Annotated in this window: 21 protein-coding genes; all 21 read right to left on the reverse strand. The window is 45.0% G+C overall.

Annotation, left to right across the window (positions count from 1 at the left end; genetic code table 11):
* Positions 1-198: 198 nt before the first annotated feature.
* The gene (locus tag A8F94_RS04880; RefSeq protein WP_066196392.1) at positions 199-1965 is read right to left on the reverse strand and encodes a penicillin-binding transpeptidase domain-containing protein; all 1767 of its coding nucleotides are present in this window, start codon (positions 1963-1965) and stop codon (positions 199-201) included.
* A 48-nt stretch (positions 1966-2013) separates the two neighbouring features.
* Positions 2014-2490: a transcription elongation factor GreA gene (greA, locus tag A8F94_RS04885; RefSeq protein WP_066196394.1), complete on the reverse strand. Its 477-nt coding sequence runs from the start codon at positions 2488-2490 to the stop codon at positions 2014-2016.
* A gap of 288 nt (positions 2491-2778) precedes the next feature.
* Entirely contained in the window at positions 2779-3414 is a 636-nt protein-coding gene (gene udk, locus A8F94_RS04890; protein ID WP_066196397.1) for a uridine kinase, read from the reverse strand.
* A 1-nt stretch (position 3415) separates the two neighbouring features.
* Positions 3416-4684, reverse strand: coding sequence for a peptidase U32 family protein (locus tag A8F94_RS04895; RefSeq protein ID WP_066196400.1), 1269 nt, complete (start codon positions 4682-4684; stop codon positions 3416-3418).
* 38 nt (positions 4685-4722) lie between these two features.
* Positions 4723-5652, reverse strand: coding sequence for a peptidase U32 family protein (locus tag A8F94_RS04900; RefSeq protein WP_066196404.1), 930 nt, complete (start codon positions 5650-5652; stop codon positions 4723-4725).
* Positions 5653-5657: 5 nt separating this feature from the next.
* Positions 5658-6299 carry an O-methyltransferase gene (locus tag A8F94_RS04905; RefSeq protein WP_066196406.1) on the reverse strand — a complete coding sequence of 214 codons (642 nt, stop codon included), beginning with the start codon at positions 6297-6299 and terminating at the stop codon, positions 5658-5660.
* A gap of 240 nt (positions 6300-6539) precedes the next feature.
* Positions 6540-7676, reverse strand: a complete 1137-nt coding sequence (gene mltG, locus A8F94_RS04910) for an endolytic transglycosylase MltG (RefSeq protein ID WP_066196409.1) — start codon at positions 7674-7676, stop codon at positions 6540-6542.
* A gap of 68 nt (positions 7677-7744) precedes the next feature.
* Positions 7745-7873, reverse strand: coding sequence for a hypothetical protein (locus A8F94_RS26320; protein WP_302621291.1), 129 nt, complete (start codon positions 7871-7873; stop codon positions 7745-7747).
* Between the two features lie 271 nt (positions 7874-8144).
* The gene (locus tag A8F94_RS04915) at positions 8145-8438 is read right to left on the reverse strand and encodes a DUF1292 domain-containing protein (RefSeq protein ID WP_066196412.1); all 294 of its coding nucleotides are present in this window, start codon (positions 8436-8438) and stop codon (positions 8145-8147) included.
* A gap of 10 nt (positions 8439-8448) precedes the next feature.
* On the reverse strand, positions 8449-8868 hold the full coding sequence (gene ruvX / locus A8F94_RS04920; protein ID WP_066196415.1) for a Holliday junction resolvase RuvX: 420 nt from the start codon (positions 8866-8868) through the stop codon (positions 8449-8451).
* A 3-nt stretch (positions 8869-8871) separates the two neighbouring features.
* Positions 8872-9138, reverse strand: coding sequence for an IreB family regulatory phosphoprotein (locus tag A8F94_RS04925; protein WP_066196417.1), 267 nt, complete (start codon positions 9136-9138; stop codon positions 8872-8874).
* A gap of 75 nt (positions 9139-9213) precedes the next feature.
* On the reverse strand, positions 9214-11847 hold the full coding sequence (alaS, locus tag A8F94_RS04930; RefSeq protein WP_066196419.1) for an alanine--tRNA ligase: 2634 nt from the start codon (positions 11845-11847) through the stop codon (positions 9214-9216).
* A gap of 366 nt (positions 11848-12213) precedes the next feature.
* Complete coding sequence (locus A8F94_RS04935; protein WP_066196422.1) at positions 12214-13275, reverse strand: AI-2E family transporter; 1062 nt, start codon at positions 13273-13275, stop codon at positions 12214-12216.
* Positions 13276-13423: 148 nt separating this feature from the next.
* The gene (locus A8F94_RS04940; RefSeq protein WP_066196425.1) at positions 13424-13615 is read right to left on the reverse strand and encodes a hypothetical protein; all 192 of its coding nucleotides are present in this window, start codon (positions 13613-13615) and stop codon (positions 13424-13426) included.
* A gap of 11 nt (positions 13616-13626) precedes the next feature.
* The gene (locus A8F94_RS04945; protein ID WP_066196430.1) at positions 13627-14100 is read right to left on the reverse strand and encodes a PRC-barrel domain-containing protein; all 474 of its coding nucleotides are present in this window, start codon (positions 14098-14100) and stop codon (positions 13627-13629) included.
* An 89-nt stretch (positions 14101-14189) separates the two neighbouring features.
* On the reverse strand, positions 14190-16643 hold the full coding sequence (gene recD2 / locus A8F94_RS04950; protein ID WP_066196435.1) for an SF1B family DNA helicase RecD2: 2454 nt from the start codon (positions 16641-16643) through the stop codon (positions 14190-14192).
* A 31-nt stretch (positions 16644-16674) separates the two neighbouring features.
* A complete protein-coding gene (locus tag A8F94_RS04955; protein WP_066196441.1) occupies positions 16675-17340 on the reverse strand; it encodes a tetratricopeptide repeat protein in 666 nt (221 codons plus the stop codon).
* A gap of 411 nt (positions 17341-17751) precedes the next feature.
* Positions 17752-18870: a tRNA 2-thiouridine(34) synthase MnmA gene (gene mnmA / locus A8F94_RS04960; protein WP_066196446.1), complete on the reverse strand. Its 1119-nt coding sequence runs from the start codon at positions 18868-18870 to the stop codon at positions 17752-17754.
* A gap of 446 nt (positions 18871-19316) precedes the next feature.
* Positions 19317-20459, reverse strand: coding sequence for a cysteine desulfurase family protein (locus tag A8F94_RS04965; protein ID WP_066196450.1), 1143 nt, complete (start codon positions 20457-20459; stop codon positions 19317-19319).
* Between the two features lie 43 nt (positions 20460-20502).
* Positions 20503-20922, reverse strand: a complete 420-nt coding sequence (gene cymR, locus A8F94_RS04970) for a cysteine metabolism transcriptional regulator CymR (protein ID WP_066196455.1) — start codon at positions 20920-20922, stop codon at positions 20503-20505.
* Between the two features lie 2 nt (positions 20923-20924).
* On the reverse strand, positions 20925-21590 hold the full coding sequence (locus A8F94_RS04975) for a YczE/YyaS/YitT family protein (RefSeq protein WP_066196457.1): 666 nt from the start codon (positions 21588-21590) through the stop codon (positions 20925-20927).
* Between the last annotated feature and the right edge of the window lie 390 nt (positions 21591-21980).

Below are 21980 nucleotides of genomic sequence, written 5' to 3' on the forward strand. Positions count from 1 at the left end.
GGATGCTGATACACCTGTTTCGTAGATTAATCGCTTGGTTACAGTCTAAGATTAATCCAGGAAACTGATTTTTGTGGATTAATCCCTTGGTCACACACTGAAATTAATCCGGTAAACTGCTTTTCGTGGATTAATCCCTTGGTCTCACACTGGTATAAATCCGGTAAACTGCTTTTTATCATTAAATCTTAGGCCGCATTAATTCCCTTGAATTTCATGATCGCGGTTATACAGGTAAGTTACCATTTCAGCAAACAAAGGGTTAACACCGCCCATGTCATCAAATACATCCAAATTGACTGTAACCAGTGCATACTGTGGATTGCTGTACGGGAAAAAGCCGGCGAACCATTTATTGTGGAGCTGCTTGTCATTTCTATATCTGCCTGTTTCAGCTGTTCCTGATTTCCCCGCTACTTCATATGGCAAGCCGGCAAACCATCTGCCTGTCCCTTTATCATTCATAACAACTTCTCTTAGCAGCAAGCCTAGCTCATTCGCTGTCTTAGTTGAAAGATGCTCCCCCTCCAATTCCTTTTGCGGGAATTCATACATAGTAGTGCCATTTTTATAGTCAACTTCAAATACAGCCCGGACCATTTCCTTTTTACCGCCTCTCGCTATTGTTGCCATCATATTAGCAACGGCAAGCGGGGTTGCCCTCACTTCCTTTTGTCCGATTCCTGACAGGGCTACAAAGTTACGGTCCGTTCTCTCTTCATCCGAAAGAAATACTCTTCCCTTTTCTTCCCCAGATAATTGATGAAAGCCACCTAATTGAAAGACATCCCCTTCCCAGCCCGCACCTCCTGTCAGTGAAAGTTTTGAAGCATAGTTTTCGAGAATACCCGGATCGATTTCCATTAGTTCCTTTGCAAGCGTAGCAAACGTATTATTGCAGCTTGCAGCAAAACTATCCGAAAATCCAAGCAGTCCGTGCTGGTAAACAGGATCCGGTTTTCCATCAATCGTCCTGCTGCAATTAAATTGCCTATCTTCATTGGCAAGGCTATTGTCAATCGCAGCCGCTGCTACAACTGTCTTAAAAACTGAACCTATAATCTGTTCTTTTAACATTAAATTTGTCATGCCATCCCCTTTAAAAGGATCCTTGGAATCTATTTCTGGCCTCGAAACAGACGCAAGAATGCTGTTTGATGAAATATCAAGCAGCAGCAGTCCGCCTTTGGAAATACCATGGTTATCAACCATCTGTTCTGCATGTTGTTGGATGTCTGCATCAATCGTAGTTTTAATGCTTACAGGATAAAAGGGGTTAGCCATTCCAGTATACTTGACCTTTGTTCCAAAAAGAGGGCTTCCACTGCCATCCACATGAAAAACGAGCCGTGACTTTCCCTCAGCTACGAGAAACTCATCAAAGCTTTTTTCCAGACCCGAAATTCCAATGGGGGTACGCGGTGGAAATGCTCTATCTGGATATCTTTTTTCCAAGGCAGCTTGGTTTTCACCGATCGAACCAATAAGCTGTCCAGCAACAGCATCGGATTTTTTTAATTTCTTTTCGACAGCAAATACCCCCGGGATTTTAAGGGCATTAAGGGATGAAACCTGTGAGGCGGACAATGAATGAGGTTCTGGTTCGCCATAAGCAAATGGTTTTTTGGCCATCTTCACAGCCTCAAGAAGCTTACCTTCCTGGACACCGGCAATACTCGCGACCTGTTCCACCGGCCATGAGGTATTTTTTAAAAATGGGAATAGAATTAGAACGGATACGTCTTTATGTGTCAGGGACTGTCCATTTTTGTCAAGGAACCGCCCTCTCCCATCATCCATAATCAATTCCTGAGACCGTTGAAAAACACTTTCTTCTACCAAATTAATGTCGTGGGCTGAAAAACTTTCAGGCTCCCATAATTGAATTTGGATCAGCCTTGCCAACAAAACAAGAAATAAAAGCATATATACATACAGCATCGATACTGCCCGCTTTTTCCACATAAAAAACACCTCGTCAAAAGCTTTGACGAGATGTTTCCATTTCAAACCTTAGTGAATTGAAGTAATTTTGACAGACATTTCGCCGCCCGGAGTCTGGACAACAACTTGATCGCCAACCTTCTTGCCCATCAGGCTTTTCGCGATTGGCGAATCATTTGAAATTTTACCTTCGAAAGGATCAGCCTCGGCACTGCCCACGATTGTGTAAGTTTCTTCCTCACCATCCGGCAGTTCCATGAATGTAACGCTGCGGCCCAATGCAACGGCATCCCCAGCGATTTCACTTTCTTCAATAATCTTTGCATTGCGGATCATATTTTCAAGAGTGGTAATACGACCTTCTACAAAAGCTTGCTCTTCTTTCGCGGAGTCGTATTCAGAGTTCTCGGACAAATCACCAAAGCTGCGTGCGATTTTAATCCTTTCCACTACTTCTTTGCGTTTAACCGTTTTAAGGTGTTCAAGTTCCTGTACAAGCTTATCCTTGCCCGCCTGTGTCATTGGAAATACTTTATCTTTTGCCAAAATATTCACTCCTTATATTATCTGCACATCGAGTTGTGCGCGCTTACTATGTAGTTATTTTTCCGTAAAATAGATAGCGAGCGCGCTCTTGTCAGGGCGCGCGCACTAAGGGGTTGCGGAAGGCACATGGCACTTCCGCTTTTCTTTTGTCCAGCTGCAGCGCCTAGGGGCTCGAGGTCGCTTCGGTCCTTCAGCCGAAGTCAAAGTACGACTTCACCTTCAGGCCCTCCAGCGCTTGTCGCCCCTAACCAGGCGCTTCCGCTTTTCTTCTTTATTTATGCTATTGTGTCATAAAATAGACTTTTGTTCAAGAATTGTTTGAATTTTAGTAACCATTAGGTCGATGGCGACGTAGTTATGGCCGCCTTCAGGGATAATAACGTCCGCATAGCGCTTTGTCGGCTCTACGAACTGGTTATGCATTGGCCTGACGACGTTCACATACTGTTCTATAACCGACTCGACAGTCCTGCCTCGCTCTTTAATATCACGCTGAAGCCTTCGGAGGATTCGGATATCCGCATCAGTATCGACATATAGTTTGATATCCATTAGATTACGGAGCCGTTCATCTTCTAGAATCAGGATTCCTTCAAGAATGATGACATCTTTTGGCTCTACATGTACCACCTGGCTCGACCTCGTGTGGAGCGAATAATCATATACTGGCTTGTCAACAGGCTTGCGGTCCAGCAACGTTTCAACATGCTCAATCAGCAGGTCGTTATCAAAAGCTAGCGGATGGTCATAGTTCGTTTTCAGCCGCTCCTCAAAGGGGAGGTGGCTCTGATCTTTATAATAATAATCCTGTTCAATCATGAGGATTGAATGTCCCTTAAAGCTATCAAAAATTGCCTTTGTGACCGATGTTTTTCCAGAACCGGATCCCCCGGCAACCCCGATTACAACTGGTTTGCGATCCATATTAATTCTCCTTCCGCATCATGTTGTTTGGGTAAACCGGCTTGTCGAGTCTGAATTTCACGATTTGCAGCGGATGGCGGGCAGCAGCAAGCTCGCGCCCTTCCTCATCCCATATCTTTTCAATAACCGCTTTAAAATTATTGATTTCCGGACCAAAAAACTCGACTTCATCACCTGGCTTAAAAAAGTTCCTTTGCTGAAGTGTAACAATTTTAGTCTCTTCGTTATAATCCAGTACAAGCCCGACAAAATCGAATCTTGTCTTTTTGGTATGATTGCCAAACATTTGCTCTTTATACCCAGGAACTCCCTCAAAAAATGCGGGCGCCGTTTCCCTGTTGGCACACTTGTCCAGTTCATCGATCCATTCTTGCTTAATGGTGAAGTTATCCGGATCTTCACAATAAGCGTCAATCAGCTTCCGGTAAACACTGACGACCGTCGCGATGTAATGGATCGACTTCATCCTGCCTTCAATCTTCAAACTATCGATACCTAATTCAATCATTTGAGGAATCGATTGAAGAAGATTCAAATCTTTAGGACTCATCGCAAAAGGAGCATCATCCTCTTGGAACAATGGTGTTTCACCGTGCTCTTCCAGCCTGTACAGGTCATAGTCCCAACGGCATGACTGGCAGCAGCCGCCACGGTTTGAATCCCGTGCAGTCATATGGTTGCTTAGCGTGCAACGGCCGGAATAGGCAATGCACATTGCTCCATGAATGAACGTCTCGATTTCGATATCGACTTTTTCCTTCATTTCTCTGATTTCTTCCGCACTCGTTTCACGGGCAAGGACAACCCGTTCCAATCCTTCTTCCTGCCAAAATTGGATCGCCTTCCAGTTGGAGAGGGATTGCTGTGTACTTAGATGCACCTCAATTTCAGGGGCAATCCTGCGGCAAGTTTCAATAATGAGCGGGTCAGCAACAATGATGCCCGCAACACCGGCTTCCTTTAACCCTAGCATATAGTCTTCAAGACCATCGATGTTTTCGTTATGTGCAAAAATATTCGTTGTAACATAGATTTTCGCACCATATTTCTTTGCAAACTCGACGCCTTCTTTCATTTCTTCAAACGTAAAGTTATCAGCATTCGAACGGAGGCCATATTCCTGGCCGCCAATAAAAACAGCATCCGCCCCGTAATGGACAGCGATTTTAAGCTTTTCAAGATTTCCCGCCGGGGCAAGCAGTTCGGGTCTTTTTATAATTACCCGTTTTCCGTCAATGATATCAGAGACTCTGTCTTTCACTGCACTCAAGGCCATATACCTCCATTTCTCTTAATTTAAAACAAAGATCAATAAACCGTTTCTTTAAAGAAAAATCCTGTATCCAAAGGCCTTGATGGCAGCCGAATCTTTTCTATTTCTTCGAGAAGGCCATCCTTTGCATCCTCATATAATTCCGGATCTTCAAAATAAAGATCAATTGCCTTCCGGTAAAGACGGGTCACATTAATGATATAGTCGGGTGTTTTAAGGATTCCTTCAATTTTAAAAGAATCGACCCCTGCCTCAAGCATCTCCTGAAGTTCATCGATAACGCAGATATCATTCGGGCTCATTATGTGAGTTCCATTTGCATCCTCGAAAATAGGATATTTCGTGCCCCGCTCTTTGTCATGCAGGAACATATCCTTGTCCAGCCTGCTGTTTTCAATCTCCATTGTCTTGCCCTGGTATTGAAAGTAATTTCCTAGCAACGAACGCTTTGATTGGAACATACAGCTCATACCGTGGACTTGAACTTCAATCTCAACCTCAGCCTTTTCTTTTATTTCAATGATGGAATCCATGTTTATTTCCCTCGCCAATATGGCCCGGCTCGCACCTTTCCTTCCCCAATAATTGCAGGTGTACCAGTTCGTTGCCGTCGTTTCTGTATTCCAATGCAACGTAAGGCCGGGGGCAACTTCACGCGCTGCCATTAGGACCGCCGGGTCACCAAACAATACTGCGTCCGCTCCAGCTTCTTTTGCGAACTTAAGGTACTCACCCAGCTCGTCCACTTTTTCATTATGAAAAATAGCATTCATGGATACATATGCCTTTTTTCCTTTTGAATGGGCGAGTTCAATTGCTTCCTTAACCTCTTCCCGGTTAAACTCTCCAGCAAGCCTTAAGGCAAAACGTTGTTCACCTATTACAAATGCATCCGCGCCTGCTTCGGCAAGAGGCAGGATATCATTCACGCTAGTTGGTGTTACGAGCAATTCAGTTTTTTTCAATTCCTTCACCCTCTTTTATAACTAATTGCAACCCCATCGCCAATCGGGAGAATTGTTGTTGTATAAGCTTCCTGGGCAGCAAGCCAAACATTGTAGCCATGTATTTTTTCAGCCAGCTTTGCCAGCCTCTTATTTTCGGTTTGTTCATTATAAACAAGCCCTTTAAAAAGAACATTATCGGTTACAAGCACTCCGCCTGCAGTCAAATATGGCTCGTATAAAGAAAAGAATTTCTGGTATTGCCCCTTGGCAGCATCAATGAATAGTGCGTCAAAAGGAGCAAACGTGCTTACTTTATCGGAAACCTCAAGCGCATCACCCAAAATCGGATGAATTTTATTCTCAAACCCGCCTCTCGAGAAATACTCCTTGGCAAGCCGATATCTTTCCTCATCTCGTTCAATCGTAACTACAGTTGCTTCAGGAATTGCTTCGGCCATCCTCATCGCTGAATAACCAATTGCGGTACCAAGCTCAAGAATACGCAGGGGTTTCAAAATCCTCAATACCTGCAGCAATGCTTCCATTCCGGCAGGCTCCATGATCGGAACATGATTACCTCTTGCAAAAGCCTCCATTTCGGCAAATAAGCCATTTCTTTCAGGAAGAAGGCCCTCTATATAGGCTTGCAGTTTTTCATCCAACAAGCGTTCCACCTCAACTTTGCTATGTAGCCTTAAACACGAAAAAATAGCGTTCACAGCAAACCTTGAAGGCCAAAAGGCTTATCCATTGGATGCTGTAATTCACGCTATAGTCTATAAACTGGAACATATTCCCCTTTTAGTTATAGTTAGGGTTATACCAGTGGAAACTATTCTCTCTAAAACACCTGAATCATTTTACCATAATAGCCGGGGAAAATCCATGTCTTCCCCGGCCAATAATCAATTATTGTTTGTTATATGCTGTGCCTTTAATTTGTTATGCTCCTGAAGCGTCTTGGAAAAATAAACCTTTCCATCTTTTGCAGCAAGGAAATAATAAAAATCTGTTTTCTCCGGATTCAAAGCCGCCTCAATCGACATTTTACCCGCATTGGCAATCGGTCCAGGCGGAAGCCCCGGATGCTTATAAGTATTATACGGAGAATCCACTTCCAGGTCCTCGTATAAAACACGTTCTTTATGTTTTCCTTGTGCGTAAAGAACTGTTGGGTCCGTCTGAAGCGGCATCCCGGCATCAATCCGATTATAAAACACACTTGAAATCTTATGGCGGTCAACCTGTTCTGTTGCTTCTTCCTCAATCAATGAAGCCATTGTCAGCAGCTGATGGGGTGACATATTTTTCTCTGTGCTGCTTTCACTGTATTGAGCAAGAACAGACTGAGTTTTATTGAGCATCATGGTGACAAGTTCATCGACTGTTGGTTTGTCCTTATAAATTGGATAAGTAGCAGGATATAAATAACCCTCGAGCGGATATTTAACATTTTCGCCAAGAATATCTTTCGTTAACAAGTCAGGATACTTCTCCATAAGCTTGTTGATATAGTCGCGATTATTTAACGTTGCAAAAACATTCTCCTGGTTTTCGCCAGTCGCCTTAGAAATAATTTCCGCTATTTCAGTAAGCTGCTTTCCTTCAGGGACGGTTACCCGGAACTTCTCCGGCTGGACAACCTTGCCTGTTTTCAAGCTTTTGATTATATCAGGAATCGTCATTGCAGGATTCATTTTGTACTCCCCTGCCATGAAACCAGACTCATTTTTAAACTTGACATAATACTTAAATACACGGGCGTCTTTAATAACGCCACTCTTCTCGAGCTCGTTCGCGATTCCGGTCACCGAGGATCCAATAGGAATAACGACATTTTTCGTTTCCTTGCTCGAGGGATCAACAGGTTTTAATGCGGATTTGACATAAAGGTATCCTCCTCCACCTAATGCCAAAGCAAGCACGATCGCTACAAGCGTTATGAGTAAAACGATTTTTCTTACGACTTTTGCCTCTCCCTGCTGCTCAATCAGTTTTTGGCGAATCATCTCTTTCTTATTGTTTTTCATGTCAGCAGACATTCTGCTTTTCCCCCTCCTGGCTGTGAAAGGTCCTTTATCCTGTAAAGGTATCTAGTTTCTTTTGCCTATTATATAACAACATTCTGCATTTTTTTCAATACTACCGTAATAATTTCAGCATATATAGTGATTCTTGTCAATTTGAAGAAAACTGTCTCCAATGATTCCGGGTCGATAAATCCCTTGATATTCCTCATTTAGCCCTCTAATCGAGATAGTAAGAATTAATTGGTTCAGCCCTTATGGACTGCTTCTTCCTGGGTCTTAATGCCTCTATGTGGAAAATAAATCCATTTTCGGAAAGGTGATTTTAGATTAAACTCCTCCCATGCAGGTATGATTAATCATCCTTTTACCCAGGACGATTAATCTATTTGAAAAGCTCCTCTCTCACCCTCCCAATTGTCCCCGGAAATACGGCACAAAAAAAAGACCGGCGAAAGCGCCGGTCCAGCCTATCTTACTTACTTAATCCTCGTAATCGTCTTGTTCATCGAGGAAGGCGCCAAGGATTTCTTCAATCCTGTCCCATTCCTCTTCTGATTCGATTGGAATCAAATCCCCTTCTTCACCCTCGGCACCTGGCACGAATGCTGAAGCGTGGATTTCAATTTCATCGTCACCATTCTCATCCGCATCAGCAGGATAATATAGCACATAGGACTTCCCGAACTCTTCCAGATCGAAAGTGGTCAGGATGGTGTACAATTGCTCTTTGCCGTCTTCATCTATAACGGTAATTTGGTTATCTCCATGTTCCATTGTTTTCACCTCAATATTTTTTACTGTCAAGATACCCTTGCAGGATCATCACGGCTGCCATTTTGTCTATGACCTTCTTCCGTTTTTTCCTGCTCATATCTGCTTCGAGAAGGACCCGTTCAGCAGCCATGGTGGTCATCCGCTCATCCCATAGGACAACCGGGACGGAGAACAGGCTTTCCACCTGATCAGCAAAACGCTGGCTGGCCTCGGCACGCGGCCCAATTGTCCCATTCATGTTCTTTGGTAAACCAACCACCACTTGGCCGACGCCATACTCCTCTATAATTTTACCCAAACGGGTAAAACCAAACTCGTTCTTTTCCTCATCGATTTTAATTGTCTCAAGACCCTGAGCTGTCCAGCCCAGTTCATCGCTGAGGGCGACGCCGACCGTTTTTGAGCCGACGTCAAGACCCAATATCCGCATTACTTAGCCTCCGCGTTTCTGCTTAAGATAAAATTTCACCAAAACTTCGATGATTTCATCCCGTTCAAGCTTCCTGATGATGTTTCGTGCATCCCGATGGCGCGGTATATAGGCAGGGTCACCGGAAAGCAGGTAGCCGACAATCTGGTTAATCGGGTTGTACCCTTTTTCCTGAAGCGCTTCATGCACCTGGAAAAGGACTTCGTCTACATCATGTTCAAATGGCTCTTCAGGAAAATTGAATCTCATTGTTTTGTCTAATGAGCTCATTGCCTGCACCTCGCATTTTCGTTAGCATAGAGAATCGTTGGTAATATATTCATTCTACACTACTTGTCCTGATTATCAAATTGATTTTACCCATTCTTCGGCAAACTGAAGCGCCGAATCAAGCTTGCCTGGTTCCTTGCCGCCGGCCTGGGCCATATCTGGGCGCCCGCCGCCACTGCCGCCGCACCGTACTGCCACCTCTTTGACAAGTTTCCCGGCATGGAACCCTTTCCCAATTAAATCCTGGGTTACGGCAGCAATCAAGTTTACTTTTCCTTCGTTCACGCTGCCAAGAACAATGACGGCTGATTCCAATTTTTGTTTCAAATCATCAGCCATTCCTCTAAGCCCCGGTATATCCTGGCCTTGGACATTTGCAGATAGCAAAGTGATTCCATTTACTTGTTTAGCCTTCGCAGTCAAATTTGATGCCTCAATGTGTCCAAGTTTTGCGGAAAGCGATTCATTTTCGCGCTGAACCTGTTTGAGTTCGGCAAGAAGGCCTTCTATTCTGGCAGGCAGGTCTTTAGGATTTGCTTTCAATTTTTCAGAAGCTTCCTTCAGCAAACCAACCTGACTGTTCATTAACTCGTATGCTGCCTCACCTGTTACCGCTTCAATCCTGCGGGTACCAGCCCCAATGCCGCTTTCAGCAACAATTTTGAACAGCCCGATAACAGAAGTATTTGGCACATGGCAGCCTCCGCAAAGCTCAAGGCTGTAGTCACCCACTTTTACGACACGGACGATATCTCCATACTTTTCTCCAAATAGCGCCATAGCACCCATTGCCTTTGCTTCAGCAATTGGTTTTAAGGAAATATCCACTTCAATGTTTTGCCAAATTTTCTCGTTTACTATTTTTTCAATTTCCTCGAGTTCCTCCGGCTTTACCTGGCCAAAATGCGAGAAGTCAAATCGGAGCCTATCCGCTTCAACAAGCGATCCAGCCTGGTTGACGTGTGTTCCAAGCACATCCTTCAATGCCTGATGCAGGAGATGTGTTGCTGTATGGTTTTTAATAACTCTTACTCTGTTTTCCCGGTTAACAGCAGCGGCAACCTTTTTTCCGGTCTCTAAGCTGCCATTCTCAATTACTACGCGATGCAAGTTCTGTCCATTCGGAGCTTTCTTGACGTCTTTGACAAAAGCTTTGACTCCATCTCCAATTAGGAGGCCCTCGTCCGCGATTTGGCCGCCGCTTTCAGCATAGAACGGGGTATGGTCAAGAATTAATTGAACTTCCTCGCCTGTTGCTGCTTCCGTGGCAATCTCACCGTTTTTTACGATAACGAGCACTGTTGAGTTGGTTTCAAGCTGGTCATAGCCGACAAAGTTGCTGTCAACCTTGATTTCACCGAGAACTCCGCTCTGCACCTGCATTGAATCGACATCCTGCCTTGCTGCCCGGGCACGCTCACGCTGTGCAGCCATTTCAGCTTCAAAGCCATCATAATCAATCTTAAGGCCGCTTTCTTCTGCATATTCTTCTGTCAATTCGACAGGGAATCCGTACGTATCATATAGTCGGAAAGCATCAGCACCTGAAATCATCTTGCTGCCAGATTCTTTTGCTTTTTCCAGAATACCTTCAAGAATGGCTAGCCCTTCATGCAGGGTTTCATGGAATCGCTCTTCTTCGTTTTTAATCACCTTTTGAATAAACTCCTGCTTATCCTTAACTTCCGGATAGAAGTCGTGCATGATTTCGCCGACAACCGGGACCAACTCGAACATAAATGGGCGGTTGATGCCAATTTGCTTTGCATACCGGACAGCCCTGCGAAGCAATCTTCTCAGAACATAGCCTCTCCCTTCATTCGAAGGAAGCGCCCCATCACCCACAGCGAAGGCTACGGTTCTAATATGATCCGCGATTACTTTGAAAGCAACGTCCGACTCTTTGGATTCACCATATTTTACGCCAGAGATTTCTTCTGTTGCGCGAATGATTGGCATGAATAAGTCGGTTTCAAAGTTGGTTGGAACATTCTGGACAACGGATGCCATCCGTTCAAGACCCATCCCGGTATCAATATTCTTCTTTGGAAGCGGTGTATATGTCCCATCAGGGTTATGGTTGAATTGGGAAAAGACAAGATTCCAAACTTCTAGATACCGGTCATTTTCACCGCCAGGATATAGTTCTGGATCATTTGGATCATCTCCATACTCAGGGCCGCGATCGTAGAAAATTTCAGTGTTTGGCCCGCTTGGACCTTCGCCAATATCCCAGAAGTTGCCTTCAAGGCGGATGATTCTTTCTTCTGGAATGCCAATTTTTTTGTTCCAATACTCATATGCTTCCTGGTCTTCCGGATGAACAGTCACAGACAGCTTTTCAGGTTCGAACCCTATCCATTTTTGTGAAGTCAGGAACTCCCAGGCCCATTCAATCGCTTCTTCCTTAAAGTATTCACCGATCGAAAAATTGCCGAGCATTTCAAAGAATGTATGGTGGCGCGCAGTTTTTCCGACATTTTCAATATCATTCGTCCGGATCGACTTTTGTGCGTTTGTAATACGCGGATTATCCGGAATGACACGGCCGTCAAAATATTTTTTCAAGGTTGCGACCCCGCTGTTGATCCAAAGCAATGATGGATCGTCGTGCGGTACGAGGGATGCGCTCGGTTCAACCTGGTGATTTTTTTCCTGGAAAAAGTCCAGGAACATCTTCCTGATTTGTGAGCCAGTTAATTGTTTCATTTTGAATCCTCCTTATTTTTTTCTGGAATGCGCAGCATATTTTTTAAAAAAAGAACACAAAAAAGCCCTCATCCCTGGACAGGGACGAGAGCTTGACTCGCGGTACCACCCTGATTATGGGTAGTAATTCTATTACCCATCTCTCATTGATGCCTTAACGCGGCATACGGCAGTGATTAGCTGCACTCCGGATTAGCGTTCTGCCATTTTTCATCCGGGCTTCTTCCAGCCAGTGGAAGCCCTCTCTGTCCGCATGTAATGCGGTTGGATTGCCAATAGCATACTCGATCCTTCATCATGTTCTCGGATACTGTTTTCCTATGTCTGGATTATAGCGATGCAGAGTTCGTTTGTCAATCAGGGCGATTAGAATGTTCTCACAATAAAACCTTTTGCATGTATGATGGCCACTTTCAAGATTGCAAGAATCGGAACAGCGAGGATTAAACCTGGTATTCCTCCTATTTCTCCTCCTGCCAAAAGCGATAGCATAATGAGCAGCGGATGCATATGCAGGCTTTTCCCTACAATATACGGTGATAAAATATTTCCCTCAAGGAACTGGAGGGAAAAGACAATCACGATTGTGATAAACACCATTTTCGCAGAAGTGGAAGCGGCTATCGTGACAGCAGGGATGGCTCCAATAAAAGGGCCAAAATACGGGATAACATTTGTAAGTGCGACCGCCAGACCCAAAAGCAGTGGAAAGCGAAGTCCCACAACCCAAAACAGAATGGAAGAAATAACGCCCATAAGTGTACATACAAGAAGCTGGCCCCGAATATAGCCTCCCAAAGATTCATCGACATCCCGAAGAAACTTAATTCCTTGCCGCCGCCATTTATTCGGGGTCATATACCAGACAGCCCTCTTTAGCACTTCATAATCTTTTAAGATGTAAAAGGCTATAAACGGAATGACAGCAAGGGTCAAAATCGAATCTGCCAGTATTCCGAATCCTGCGGCCACTCTGTCGAAGAGACTATCAAGCCGTTTCTCCACAGCATTAATGGCTCCATCAACCCGATCCCTAATCCCGTCCGGCCATCCTTCCGTCCGTTTTTCGAAACCTGAAAGTATCTCTCGGTATTGGTCCGCAAAGTCTGGGGCGCTTGCAGAAAGCTCTTGAATCTGGTTAATAAATGCAGGTACACCTTTATAAAAGGCAAATCCCGCTCCTCCGAAAAAAACAATATAGATGATCAGCACTGCCAACCCTCGATGAAGCCCTTTGCCATGCAGATTTTCAACAATTGGATGGAGAAGATAGGCAATGAATCCTCCCGCGATAAAAGGTGTAAGCAAATAGCCTGTTAGGCGGGCAGCGGGAATCCAGAACGGTTTCAATTTCATTAAAATGAATGCAGTTGAAAGCAGCAGCAGGAAAAAGCCAATTCGGTAGAACCATTTTAATTGGATATTCATTCCGCACCTCCCTCAAAGCTAGTTTTCGAGAAGAGGGTGCAGTTTATTCCAAAGTTGTATAAAGCCCAGCTATCTTTTTGCTTATAAAAGCAAACTAAAATAAAAATACCAGGGAGAATCCTCCCCGGCTTCATTTTAAAGTATCAACTTAACTTGAATATCGGCGCTCATTTTCTTCAAACAAGTCATCGAGAGAGCTTAAGGTTCCATCCTCTTCCACCTGATGGGTATGGATCAGCCCCTTGGAAATAGAAAGCTCAATAAAGCAATTCCAGCAATAATACTGGTTGATGCCGATTTTACCGATATCTTTGCTTTGGCAGTTTGGGCAGCTTAACATGAAAAGGCACCTCACGTCATTTCAGGAGTTACGATGATGGTATCCTTTCCTATGCTCGCGGCCCCGCCCGATTTAATAATTTTTTTCCCATCCTGCAGGTCCGAAAAGAATCCATCCGAAATTTCGTACCCTACGATTGTGCCCACTTCATCGTTAAAATATACATCATGTAAGACTCCCAGCGCTCTGCCTTCACTTGTCATGACCATTTTTCCGGCAATTGGGCTTTGATGTGAGAGCGTATGAATGGATTTGGTAATGCCTTTCTCAAGTTCCTCCGGGGATGAAATAATAATTCCGTCAGGCCCGATTGATAACACCTTGCTGTAATCAAGGTAAAGCTTTTGCTTGAGAAAATTTCGTTTGCTGACAATCAGCCCGGTAACCTTCCCTTCTGCAATACAGAGATCCGTTACAGTCCCGAGATTCTCCCCGTTTGTTCCCGTTATGACGGGCAACCCCTTTATCAACTCAAATGTCCGCAATACCTCACGCCCTTTTCGAACATGGTTGCCCGGCTGGATGTACTTGTACTCCACGCCATCCAGGGGGACTTATGAATTTAGTCTTCGGCCTATTCCATAAAATCATAAGGCGAAATGTTTTCCATGCCGATCATTGGGTTTACTTTCAACAGCATCTCTTCATAGGAAGGCCCTTCACCCACGGCAATTGCCACCTTGCCTTTGACTTTATTTTGTATTTCCTGAATCCCGTTATTTTCCGATGATTCTTTTTCTTCAGCAGCAGGCAAGGTTTCAATAAGCTTTTGAGTAAGTGTCGTTTGGCGGGTCATTTCATCATTTCGTTCAACTCCAAGCCTAAACGCCTCTTCCTCACCGCAAAGTATTAAAAACTGCCTGCTTCGGGTAATTGCCGTATAAATCAGGTTCCGGCGCAGCATCCGGTAGTAGCTTCTGGCAATTGGCAGGATGACAATCGGAAATTCGCTTCCTTGTGCTTTATGGACAGATGTGCAGTAAGCATGGGTAATCTGGTTCAATTCCTGGCGTGTATACGTAACCTCGATCCCATCAAAGGAGACGATGGCCATATCTTGTTTTTCGGTGTTTTCCTTTGCATAAAAAATTGAGACAATTTCACCGATGTCACCGTTAAAAACATTTTGTTCCGGCTGGTTGACAAGCTGAAGCACCTTATCGCCGATTCTATATTTGACATCGCCAAATGCGAGTTCCTTTCTTTTTCCATCCGAATTTGGATTGAACAGCTCCTGCAGAATGACATTCAGCCTGTCAATCCCGGCAGGTCCCTTGTACATTGGTGCAAGAACCTGGATATCCCTGACATGATAGCCCTTTTTCCTTGCATTTTCGGCCACCTTCTCTACAACCTGGGCGAGTTGCTGGCCATTGCATTTTATGAATGAGCGGTCCGGCTGCTGATTGGTTAGATCATCCGGAATGGCGCCATTTTTTATATCGTGGGCAAGCCTGATGATGGACGAACCTTCTGCCTGTCTATAAATATCTGTCAGCCTTACAGTCGGGATCCGTTCCGAGCGAAGCAGATCCTTAAGTACCTGTCCTGGCCCGACAGACGGCAGCTGGTCCTCATCACCGACAAGAATAACCTGAATGGATTCTGGCAGTGCCTTGAAAAGCTGATGGGCAAGCCAAATATCAACCATTGATGTCTCGTCGACTATTAATAGCTTCCCCTCGAGTGTGGCTTCTTCATCGTGGCTGAACGTTTCCGAACCATTAAGCCCGAGCAGCCTGTGAATGGTTACAGCAGGAAGCCCGGTTGATTCACTCATCCGCTTTGCAGCCCGGCCAGTGGGAGCAGCGAGCAGAATCGGAAAGGTCTCATCCTTTTTATGATAATCCTTTGGTTCAAGCGAACAGCCATGAAGCTCGGCGTACAGCTCGACAATCCCTTTGATGACAGTGGTTTTCCCGGTTCCAGGACCTCCCGTCAGGATCATCATCGGGGAATGAATTGCAGTTTGAATCGCTTTTTTCTGGGAAGGTGCATATTCCACGCCAAGCCTTTCTTCAAGTTCACCGAGTGCAAGAAGGAACTCCGATTCAGGGAATTGCCCGATATCCTTTTGATCAAGAATTCTCTTTATGCTTGTAACCAGCCCTTTTTCTGAAAAATAAAGGGACGGCAAATAGACACGCTGCTGCTCGCCCGCAATTTTCCCCTCTTCTTCAAGTTTAATCAATTCCGCGGTAATATCCTTAAAGTCAATTACATCCCGTTTATTTTCCTCTAATAGTTGCTTTACCTTAATGAGCAGGTCGCGGGCATCCAGGAAAACATGCCCTGCCTGCATGCATTCCGTTTCAAGTGTGTAAAGACAGGCCGCCTTAATCCTATCGGGATGGCTGCCTGAAATACCAAGCTGGTACCCTAGCTCGTCCGCACGTGTAAACCCTATCCCCTCAATGTCCTCGACAAGCTGGTATGGGTTTTTTTGAATTACTTCAAGTGTTGTTTCTTTATACACCTGATAAATTTTCATCGAAAGCTGAGGGCCAAAGCCATACTGGTTCAGCGCGACCATCACTTGTTCAAGCCCCTGATGCTCCATAAGTGTGTCATAGAGCATTTTAGCTGTTTCCGGAGGGAGCCGGGGTATGGAATCAAGAAGGGAAGGCTGATTCAGGATTCGGGAAATTGCGTTCTCCCCTAGCACTTCCACGATTGTTTCAGCAGTCTTTTTTCCTATCCCCTTAAACATTTCACTTGAAAGATAGGCGACAACCCCCTGCTTCGACTGTGGCATATCCTTCCTGAAATGGGTAACCTGGAATTGCGGGCCAAACCTTGGGTGGTCTTTGAATTCCCCATAAAACAAGTAAGTTTCCTGGTCATGCAGCTTGGGAAAGTAGCCAGTCACGACCGCTTCACGGTCTTCATACGTATCATTCGTATCGTCGACCCTTATCTTTGCAACAGTGTAAAGGTTCGCTTCATTATGGAAGATCGTCACAATCGGCCTGCCCTTGACATACTTTCCCTGTTCGGAAAAAAGGTCAAGCGAATCCTGTTGATCCATATACAGCCCTCCTTTCAATCATTGATAATCATTATTGCTGGCTGCTGAGGGTTTCTTCAATAAAATTCTTAACGCTCGCGGCCATTGTATGTCCCGGTTCAATGCGCAGGGATTCGTTTAAATAATCAAGCGCTTTGGCTGTTTCCTCTTTGAAGGCATAGGCCACTCCAAGATTGTAGTAGGCATCTGCATGATTCGGGTCATGTTTGATGCACTCTTCAAACTGACCAATCGCCAAATCGAGTTGGTTTTCTTGAGCAAGACAAAGCCCATAGTGGAAGCGTGCATCAACGTCCTCAGGCATGAGCTCGACGCTTCTTTGCAAAAAAGGAAGCGCAAGGCGCGTCTTGCCTTCCTGGCTAAGCGACATGCCCAACATGAAAAAGTTGTCACTGGAATCAAGGCCTTTTTTCCTTGCGGCTTCAAACATGACGGTCGCCTTTTCAAAATCCTTTTTGTTGTAATGCAAGGTTCCAATGCTGTAGTAGGCCGCTGCGGCATTCTCATCAAGCTCCAACGCTTTTTGAAAAAACTTCATGGCCCGCTCATTGTCGCCCGTTGCTGCGAGCAAGTTGCCAAAATTAATATATCCAACCGGGTCCGCCGGGTTCTGTTCAATTGCTTCATTGAAAGCCACTGCTGCTTCTTCAAGCCTTCCAGCTTGCATATGTTCAATTCCTTTTACATTTTTGTCCATTAAAAATCACACTCCAGTCAGAAAAAAGTATACCATACTGATCGTATCTTTTTTAGGCAGATGTAGAGAGAAGCAGGGGGAAAGTTGTACTCATAAGAACACGAAAAATATATGAGCCTATTTAACCCGGATATGAGCCTCATATGAGCCTATTTCGCATTGATATGAGCATATAGACATCATCTGGAAAACCAACCATCCCAATGTCTCCTTCCAGTATCGGCGACTGGGCAGATATCCGAGAGTTTAGCTCATATATCCGAGATAAACCGCAACTTATCCGAGACTTCTTTAAGTCATATACCCGAGAAAAAATCAATATATCCGAGATTTACACTTTTTGGACACAAACCTCAATCAATCAAATTAAAAATCCCGATTGCCAGCAGCCGCTGGGAATCGGGATATATTTTAACCAACATAATCAAGTTTTTGTCCGTTCATGAAGATTTCATCAATGGTTCCGCCGCCCAGGCATTCGTCTCCATTATAAAAGACGACAGCCTGTCCAGGTGTGACAGCGCGGATTGGCTCATCAAAGATGACTTCTGCTTTGTTGCCTTCAAGAAGTCTAACGGTCACTCCATTGTCCGCCTGGCGGTACCTGAACTTTGCAGTGCATTTAAATTCTGCAGGCTTCTCGGAATCGGACGTCCAGCTTACATTGTCAGCAAGTATCGATGTTGAAAACAGCTTTTCATTGTCAAAACCTTGCCCAACATAAAGGACATTACGCTTGAGATCCTTGCCAATCACAAACCACGGGTCGCCCTGTCCGCCAATGCCGAGGCCGTGGCGCTGCCCGATTGTATAATACATCAGGCCATCGTGTCGGCCTTTGATTTCTCCGTCCATTGTTTCCATATTGCCTGGCTGTGCAGGCAAATAGTGGCCAAGGAATTCCTTGAAGTTGCGTTCACCGATGAAACAGATGCCTGTGCTGTCCTTTTTGGCGGCTGTTGCAAGCCCTGCTTCAGCTGCAATTTTCCTTACATCTGATTTTTGCAAGCCGCCAATCGGGAACATAACCTTGCTCAGCTGCTCCTGATTCAATTGATTCAGGAAATACGTTTGGTCCTTGTTCTCATCAAGGCCGCGCAGCATTTTGTATTCGCCATCACGATATTCTACCTGTGCATAATGGCCGGTTGCCAGATAATCGGCCCCAAGCTGCAGTGCATGGTCAAGGAACGCTTTAAATTTGATTTCCTTATTACACATGACATCAGGGTTCGGCGTGCGGTACGCTTTGTATTCTTCAAGGAAGTACGTGAACACCTTGTCCCAGTATTGCTTTTCAAAATTGACTGCATAATACGGGATGCCGATCTGGTTGCATACACGGATGACATCGTTGTAATCCTCTGTTGCCGTACATACTCCGTTCTCATCTGTATCGTCCCAGTTCTTCATGAAAATCCCGATTACATCATAGCCCTGTTGCTTAAGCAGCAAAGCAGCAACTGATGAATCTACTCCTCCAGACATGCCGACAACAACCCTTATATCTTTTGGCTCTCTTTTTTCCATGTTATTCACCACACTTTTTCTAAAAATTGTTAAAAGCAAAAGCGCAAGCGCCTTGGTCATCGCCGTACAAACTGGAGGGGCTTCGACTGAGATAAAGGAATCACGAAGAGCGAAGCTACTACCTGCATTGCATCATGAAGCAACATCTTCGAATAGCTGCGTGGCTTTGCGACGAGCTGAAGATATGCTTCCAAGAATAGGCTTTGGCGCAGGAGCACTAAGCGATTCGATGATGACTTATCGTAGGGAGGAGGCCTGAAGTTTGCGCACGCGTAGGCGCTGGAGCTAGATGTAAACAAGCTATATAATCGAGCTATCCATTGTCGCAAAATCTATAATTCCTAAACGATAAAGAAAACCCGCCGATTGGCGAGCCCTCGGTAAAAACTGAAGCAAAGGTATATGAAAAAAGCACTTCCGCTTTTTAATCAGTAAAATGCACGCTGCTATCCGCGCAGCCGCCTGGTAATTTTCGCAGTTTCCTTTGCGGCACGTACAATATCTGCTTCCGTTGTGCCAAGTCCGAAGCTGAATCTGATAGAATTGGCGATTCGCTCGGATTCACGGCCAAACATGGCAACAAGAACATGCGACGGCTCAATGGAACCTGCGGTACACGCGGATCCGCTTGAAACAGCAATTCCAGCAAGGTCAAGGTTGACGAGCATTGCCTCGACATTCGTGCCAGGAAAGCTTAAGTTTACTATATGTGGCAGTGAATTTTCAAGAGAACCGTTCAGCTCAAAAACGGAAGATTCTTCCTCCAGCACCTCGATGAACCGTTTCTTTAAGGCAAAATGATGTTTAGCCTTCTCTTCTCGCGATTCGGCAGCCAGTTGCGCTGCTTCCATAAATCCAAGAATCGATACGAGGTTCTCGGTTCCCGCCCTGCGTTTTCGTTCCTGTTCGCCTCCAAAAGAACGTGGCGACAATTTGATGCCGTCCTTTGCAAACAGAAAACCCGTTCCTTTGGGTCCATTGATTTTGTGGGCCGATACAGACAGCAAGTCGATGCCTGCTTTATTTACATCAATATCAATAAGCCCATAGGCCTGGACTGCATCAGTGTGGAATAATGCCTGGTGGCTGCTTAAGAGCTTGCCAATCTTTTCTATTGGTTGGATAGTCCCCACTTCATTGTTGCCATACATGATGGTCACAAGAATGGTCTCATCTGTTAACGCCTGCTCGAGTTCGCTTATTGAAATCCTGCCTGTTTCATCAACTGGCAAATAGGTCACGGTAAAACCTTGTTTTTCCAGCCTTTGGCAGGCGTGCAGGACGGCATGATGTTCAATTTCAGTTGTGATTATATGCCTGCCCTTTTCATTGTACGATTCTGCGACTCCCAAAATCGCGAGGTTGTCCGCTTCTGTACCGCCGCTTGTAAAAATGATTTCATTTGCTCCTGCCCCTATTCCCTTTGCCAAAGTATGGCGGGCTTCATCAAGCAAGTGGCGGGCTTCCCTGCCGAAAGAATGGATGCTGGATGGGTTGCCGTAGAAATCCCCCATCGCTTTTGCCATTTTTTCAATCACTCTGGGATGAATAGGGGATGTTGCGGCATGGTCCAAATAAATCCGCTCCATGGAATCACCTTCATTTCTATGTTAACTAACGCTATCTTAACCATTAAATGTAGAACATATAAGAATCTGGATATTGGTTTTCACTATGGTTGGCCAAATCCTCTATTGTTGTGCTGTCCAGAACTTCCTTTATGGCGTCCCTGATTCGAATCCAGAGCTCCCGCTTCGCAGGCTCCTCGTCTTCGATGCCTTCAACAGGAGTGATTGGCCCCTCAAGAACTCTAATGATGTCACCGGCAGTAATTTGTGAAGGCTCTCTGGAAAGAAGATAGCCTCCATATGCACCACGGATGCTCTTTACGAGCCCGGCGTTCCTGAGTGGAGCAATCAGCTGTTCAAGGTAATGCTCCGATAAATCGTTTGCCTGTGCAATTGATTTTAGAGAAATCGGGCCTTCCCCATGTTTTTTAGCGAGTTCAATCATAATTGTCAATCCGTACCGACCTTTAGTAGAAATTTTCACAACTAGGCCCCCTTACTGATGTTAAATGCATCTTTTCTTTTAATCTTTTCTAAAATTGTATCTGTCATCGTATTGCATTGCGGCAAGGCTCCCCCTAATATTGGGCCGATTAAGAAGCTGAACAGGATGGTGCCCCAGCTTACCGGGCCTCCAAGCCACCAGCCAATTAGCAGGACAATCACTTCCATTGAGCCACGGACATTCCTGATTTTCCAGCCTGTTTTTTCATATACAGCTGCCATCAAACTATCCCGTGGACCTGTCCCAAGCCCAGCTGAGATGTAAATTCCCATTCCATATGCGTAAACAAGTAACCCAAGAACAAACATGGCGACTTCGCCAACAACAGACGAAGGCTCCTTTATAAATGGCATCAGCATATACATATCAATGAATACACCAATTAAAAGCATATTGAGAAAGGCCCCTATATGTGGGATTTCCTTTGCCAGTATGGCGGCTGCTGTAAGGATGACGACTCCTACTAGGATTGACCAGCTGCCGACCGTTAAACCTATCTGGTAATAAAGGCCTACGTGAAATACATCCCATGGCGTTGCTCCGGCATTGCTTCTAATAAGCAAAACGATTCCAAGAGACATGACGAGCAGGCCGATTGTAAAAATCGTAAACCTTGCTCCAATTTGCCCCTTCCTCTTTTTAAACAATGAAAAGACCCCTTTGCTGGATAAAGTGAAACTTGCCGCTGTGCACTTCAGCGGCTTAGTTAAACCAATCGGGCTTTTACCGGCTGTTATCCCCGAATACGCCTTTTTGTCTTTAAGGCCTTGCGAGTGGGGTTACGATCCGTTAATGCGGGATTAGGCTGATTTCTATTAACCAATACTGAGTAAAGTGATAGGCTTTAGAAATTATAGCACAAAGAAATGCACTATGCATCGGTCCGGATAAAGTGAAACTTCAATCAGTGGGGGTTTTCCACTGATTGTTAGTTGAACCAATCGGGCATTAAGGGACAGTTGCCTCTGAAAGAGGCTTACCAACCCTTAATGCGGGACAAATTGCCATATTAGCTGAACGGCATACGGCATGGTACA

The sequence above is a fragment of the Bacillus sp. FJAT-27225 genome (assembly GCF_001685025.1).
Classification (GTDB): domain Bacteria; phylum Bacillota; class Bacilli; order Bacillales; family Cytobacillaceae; genus Bacillus_D.

What these genes read in the sequence shown, in the direction of transcription:
- mnmA (WP_066196446.1), bottom strand. Translation starts at nt 18,870, where the DNA reads ATGGAAAAAAGAGAGCCAAAAGATATAAGGGTTGTTGTCGGCATGTCT.
- mltG (WP_066196409.1), bottom strand. Translation starts at nt 7,676, where the DNA reads ATGTCTGCTGACATGAAAAACAATAAGAAAGAGATGATTCGCCAAAAA.
- A8F94_RS04915 (WP_066196412.1), bottom strand. Translation starts at nt 8,438, where the DNA reads ATGGAACATGGAGATAACCAAATTACCGTTATAGATGAAGACGGCAAA.
- A8F94_RS26320 (WP_302621291.1), bottom strand. Translation starts at nt 7,873, where the DNA reads ATGAGGAATATCAAGGGATTTATCGACCCGGAATCATTGGAGACAGTT.
- A8F94_RS04880 (WP_066196392.1), bottom strand. Translation starts at nt 1,965, where the DNA reads ATGTGGAAAAAGCGGGCAGTATCGATGCTGTATGTATATATGCTTTTA.
- alaS (WP_066196419.1), bottom strand. Translation starts at nt 11,847, where the DNA reads ATGAAACAATTAACTGGCTCACAAATCAGGAAGATGTTCCTGGACTTT.
- A8F94_RS04935 (WP_066196422.1), bottom strand. Translation starts at nt 13,275, where the DNA reads ATGAATATCCAATTAAAATGGTTCTACCGAATTGGCTTTTTCCTGCTG.
- A8F94_RS04940 (WP_066196425.1), bottom strand. Translation starts at nt 13,615, where the DNA reads ATGTTAAGCTGCCCAAACTGCCAAAGCAAAGATATCGGTAAAATCGGC.
- A8F94_RS04965 (WP_066196450.1), bottom strand. Translation starts at nt 20,459, where the DNA reads ATGGAGCGGATTTATTTGGACCATGCCGCAACATCCCCTATTCATCCC.
- ruvX (WP_066196415.1), bottom strand. Translation starts at nt 8,868, where the DNA reads ATGCGGATATTGGGTCTTGACGTCGGCTCAAAAACGGTCGGCGTCGCC.
- A8F94_RS04955 (WP_066196441.1), bottom strand. Translation starts at nt 17,340, where the DNA reads ATGGACAAAAATGTAAAAGGAATTGAACATATGCAAGCTGGAAGGCTT.
- A8F94_RS04925 (WP_066196417.1), bottom strand. Translation starts at nt 9,138, where the DNA reads ATGAGCTCATTAGACAAAACAATGAGATTCAATTTTCCTGAAGAGCCA.
- udk (WP_066196397.1), bottom strand. Translation starts at nt 3,414, where the DNA reads ATGGATCGCAAACCAGTTGTAATCGGGGTTGCCGGGGGATCCGGTTCT.
- recD2 (WP_066196435.1), bottom strand. Translation starts at nt 16,643, where the DNA reads ATGGATCAACAGGATTCGCTTGACCTTTTTTCCGAACAGGGAAAGTAT.